2 protein-coding genes are annotated in these 4,703 nt (G+C 46.4%); both read left to right on the top strand.

Annotation, left to right across the window (positions count from 1 at the left end):
* Positions 1–401 precede the first annotated feature (401 nt).
* The gene (locus AB4558_RS21690; RefSeq protein ID WP_102393841.1) at positions 402–1,478 is read left to right on the top strand and encodes an efflux RND transporter periplasmic adaptor subunit; all 1,077 of its coding nucleotides are present in this window, start codon (positions 402–404) and stop codon (positions 1,476–1,478) included.
* Positions 1,478–4,591: a vibriobactin export RND transporter permease subunit VexH gene (gene vexH / locus AB4558_RS21685; RefSeq protein ID WP_372072990.1), complete on the top strand. Its 3,114-nt coding sequence runs from the start codon at positions 1,478–1,480 to the stop codon at positions 4,589–4,591. The genes AB4558_RS21690 and vexH overlap by 1 nt, the downstream gene beginning before the upstream one ends.
* Positions 4,592–4,703 lie beyond the last annotated feature (112 nt).

Here is a 4,703-nt window from a genome sequence, read left to right as displayed (position 1 = left end):
CGGGAACCCCTCCAGGGTGTTTTTCCTAACTCATAATGGATAGGCTAAAGAGATGTTTTTCCCAACGCATCTCTCAAGTGCGGAGCGCATCATAGCAAACACGTTAAACCTGTAAAGAGTTTTTCTTATGGTTTTGTGTTGAATGCTGCCTTTTTGGGCAAAGATGGCGAAAAGTACGCATATTGCTCGGGAAGTGAACATCTGTACTAAGGTTTACGTAGTGATAGGTAACACCTTGAGGTAACTCGCTTTCTGCATTGTGTTTGGTTTGTGCAATTCGCCAAGAAACGTAAATGGAATTTAATCTAGATTTACACTTCTTGACGTTACAGCATTCATCAGTTGATAGAATACGGTTAATTTCATTTATAGATATTAAATCTCACTTGCAGACCATTATTATGAAGCGTAAATCTGTTTTAACCCTGCTTAGCTTGTCTATTCTTATGGCGTCTCCAGCCGTACTCGCTAAACGTATGGGCCCAAGCACTGTCACTGTTGTTACTGAGCAGGTTGATATTCACCAAGTTAGCCAATCTCTTTCGTTGGTCGGTAAGTTAGAAGCCGAGCAATCGGTAATGATCACTTCTGAAGTGGCTGGCAGAGTGGACTCTATCAACATTAAAGCCAATCAAGATGTCACTAAAGGGCAGATGTTGGTTCAGCTTGATGACGACAAAGCGAAAGCGGCGGTTGCAGAAGCGCAAGCTTATCTAAAAGACGAGCAACGTAAGCTAGCGGAATTTCAACGCCTAGTGAAACGTAACGCGATCACGCAAACTGAAATTGACGCTCAGAAAACGAACGTAGAGATTGCCAACGCTCGTTTAGCTGCTGCAAATGCCAATCTGAAAGATCTTCACATCAGCGCGCCATTCTCGGGCACTGTTGGTTTTATCGACTTTAGCCGCGGTAAAATGGTGACAGCAGGTACTGAACTCGTGACCTTAGATGACCTATCGGTAATGCAATTAGATCTGCAGATCCCGGAGCGCTACCTTTCTAAACTGTCTAAAGGTATGAAAGTAACGGCTCGCACTAGCGCATGGGGCGACACTCAGTTCACTGGTACTGTAGTAGGCATTGATTCTCGTATTAACGCTGAAACCTTGAACCTTCGAGTTCGAATCCACTTCGACAACAATAATGATTATCTAAAGCCAGGTATGTTAGTGGCGGCGGATATGGACTTCCCACCAGTGGAAGCGCCAATCATTCCAGTTCAAGCGCTTGAGTATTCAGGTACGAAGCGTTTCGTTTATGTTATCGACGAAGATAATAAAGCAACTCGTACAGAAGTTTTCCTTGGGGCACGTATCGATAACGAAGTCGTGATCGACAAAGGCATCGAAATTGGCCAGAAGATCGTGGTGCAAGGTATCGTGAACATGCGTGACGGCGTCTTGGTTCAAGAGCTTGCCGTTAATCGCCCAGCTGATGCAGCAAGTGATAAAAAAGCACAAGAAGGCGCTAACTAATGTTGTTATCTGATGTTTCTGTAAAGAGACCAGTAGCGGCCGTCGTATTGAGCCTACTATTGGTTGTGTTTGGTATTGTCTCTTTCAATAAGCTCGCGGTTCGTGAGATGCCAGATATTGAAAGCCCGGTAGTATCGATCAGTACTCGTTATGAGGGTGCGTCTGCCACCATCATTGAAAGCCAAATAACCTCCAACCTTGAAGACCAGTTATCCGGCATCAGTGGTATCGATGAGATCGAATCCACAACGCGTAACGGTATGTCGCGTATCACGATTACTTTTGAGCTTGGTTACGACCTCAATACCGGTGTGAGTGATGTTCGTGATGCTGTAGCTCGTGCGCAGCGTTCATTGCCAGATGAAGCCGACGACCCAATTGTTTATAAGAACAATGGTAGTGGTGAAGCTTCGGTCTACATCAACTTAAGTTCGACGGAGATGGACCGAACGCAGTTAACCGACTACACCGAACGTGTGTTGATTGACCGCTTTAGTTTGATTTCTGGCGTGAGCTCGGTGGATATCTCAGGTGGCTTGTACAAAGTAATGTACGTGAAGCTGAAACCTGCGCAGATGGCGGGTCGTGGCGTTACTACCTCGGACATCACTTCTGCTCTGAACAGTGAGAACATTGAAAGCCCAGGTGGTGAAGTACGTAACGATGCGATTGTGATGTCGGTTCGTACTGCTCGTTCTTACACTGAAGCGGAAGATTTCGAATATCTAGTCGTTAAACGTGCCTCTGATAACACACCTATCTACTTGAAAGACGTAGCGGATGTTTACATTGGCGCAGAAAACGAGAACTCGACCTTTAAGAGTGACGGCGTTGTTAACGTAAGTATGGGTATCGTGCCTCAGTCAGATGCGAACCCACTTGAGGTGGCTGACTTAGTCCATAAAGAAGTCGAAGCAATTCAAAAGTTCTTGCCAGACGGTACTCGTTTAGCTGTCGACTATGACTCAACTGTCTTTATCGACCGCTCAATCTCTGAGGTTTACAGCACGCTCTTTATCACGGGCGGCTTGGTTATCCTTGTGCTTTATATCTTTATTGGTCAAGCACGTGCAACACTTATTCCAGCGGTAACCGTACCTGTATCTCTGATCTCGTCGTTTATTGCCGCGTACTACTTCGGTTTCTCTATCAACCTGATTACCTTGATGGCACTTATCCTGTCGATTGGTTTGGTGGTAGATGATGCGATCGTGGTGGTTGAGAACATTTTCCACCATATTGAACGTGGTGAGTCACCGCTGCTTGCGGCCTATAAAGGTACTCGTGAAGTAGGCTTCGCGGTAATCGCAACAACGCTTGTATTGGTAATGGTATTCCTACCAATCTCGTTCATGGACGGCATGGTTGGCCTATTGTTTACCGAGTTTTCTGTATTGCTTGCGATGTCGGTGATCTTCTCGTCGCTAGTCGCATTAACGCTAACGCCAGTGCTAGGCAGTAAGATCCTTAAAGCGAACGTTAAACCAAACCGTTTCAATTTGTTTGTCGAGCGCGTATTTGGCAAGCTTGAGTCTGGATACCGCGCGGTATTGCGCCGTGCTCTTAACTGGCGTTGGGCCGCTCCAATCATCATTATCGCGTGTATGGGCGGTAGTTATGGCTTGATGCAACAAGTGCCGTCGCAACTGACGCCACAAGAAGACCGTGGTGTTATATTTGCGTTTGTTCGTGGTGCCGATGCAACCAGTTACAACCGTATGTCTGCCAACATGGACATCGTTGAAGAACGCTTAATGCCATTGCTTGGTCAGGGCTTCTTGAAGTCATTCAGTATTCAATCACCAGCGTTTGGTGGTAATGCGGGTGACCAAACGGGCTTCGTAATCATGATCCTAGAAGACTGGGATGAGCGTGACGTTACCGCACAAGAAGCGTTGAACGAAGTTCGTAAATCGTTGAACGGCATTCCAGATGTGCGTGTATTCCCGTTCATGCCGGGCTTCAAAGGTGGTTCAAGTGAGCCTGTTCAATTCGTACTTGGCGGTTCTGATTACTCTGAACTTCAGAAATGGGGCGAACTGTTAAAGCAAGCGGCTGAAGACTCTCCAATGATGGAAGGTGCGGACATCGATTACTCTGAGAAAACACCAGAGTTATTGGTAACCGTAGATAAACAACGTGCAGCCGAGCTAGGCGTTAGCGTTTCGGATATTTCAGATACGTTAGAGATCATGCTTGGCGGCCGTAGTGAAACCACTTTCGTTGACCGTGGTGAAGAGTATGACGTATACCTTCGTGGTGATGAGAACAGCTTTAATAATGCTAATGACTTGAGCCAAATCTACATGCGAACTCAGTCTGGTGAGCTGGTTACACTCGATACGTTGACGCACATTGAAGAAGTGGCATCCTCGATTCGTTTGTCGCACTACAACAAGCAGAAATCGGTGACCATCAAAGCGAACCTAATGGAAGGCTACACGCTGGGTGACGCACTTGATTTCCTTGATGAACAAGCGATTGAACAGCTACCGGGCGATATTTCAGTGAGTTACTCTGGCGAGTCAAAAGACTTTAAAGAGAACCAATCAAGTATCTTAGTGGTATTTGCGCTAGCGATGCTGGTCGCGTACTTGGTACTGGCCGCGCAGTTTGAAAGCTTCATTAACCCGCTGGTGGTGATGTTCACTGTACCTATGGGTATCTTTGGTGGCTTCTTAGGTTTGGTGTTGATGAATCAAGGGCTCAATGTCTACAGCCAGATTGGTATGATCATGTTGATCGGTATGGTGACCAAAAACGGTATCTTGATCGTAGAGTTTGCTAACCAACTTCGTGACCGTGGCATTGAGTTTGAAAAGGCGATCATTGATGCTTCGGCTCGACGTTTACGTCCAATCTTGATGACGGCGTTCACCACACTAGCCGGTGCAATCCCATTAATTACTTCAACGGGCGCAGGCTATGAAAGCCGAGTGGCAGTGGGTACGGTTATCTTCTTCGGTATGGGTTTCGCGACACTGGTAACTCTGTTCGTAATCCCTGCGATGTATCGACTGATTTCTGGCTCAACACGCTCTCCGGGTCATGTGGAAGCGGTTCTAAATAAAGAGCTGAGCCATGACAACGTGGGAAGAAGCAGTCACGGTTAATGAACACGCACGGCTAATGAACATGGAATAGTGTAACAATATTGAAAAGCCTGCGTTTGCTCCTAGCGAATGGCAGGCTTTTTTTGTATAACTGTCCCGTCCTGAAATGTGT

It is taken from the genome of Vibrio sp. 10N.222.51.C5 (assembly GCF_041474575.1).
Lineage (GTDB): Bacteria > Pseudomonadota > Gammaproteobacteria > Enterobacterales > Vibrionaceae > Vibrio > Vibrio crassostreae_C.
The sequence above is the reverse complement of the archived record's forward strand: the minus strand, read 5'-3'. Positions and strand labels throughout refer to the sequence as shown.

Bases quoted from the DNA above. Each gene is read 5' to 3' on its own strand.
- vexH (WP_372072990.1), top strand. From the start codon at position 1,478: ATGTTGTTATCTGATGTTTCTGTAAAGAGACCAGTAGCGGCCGTCGTA.
- AB4558_RS21690 (WP_102393841.1), top strand. From the start codon at position 402: ATGAAGCGTAAATCTGTTTTAACCCTGCTTAGCTTGTCTATTCTTATG.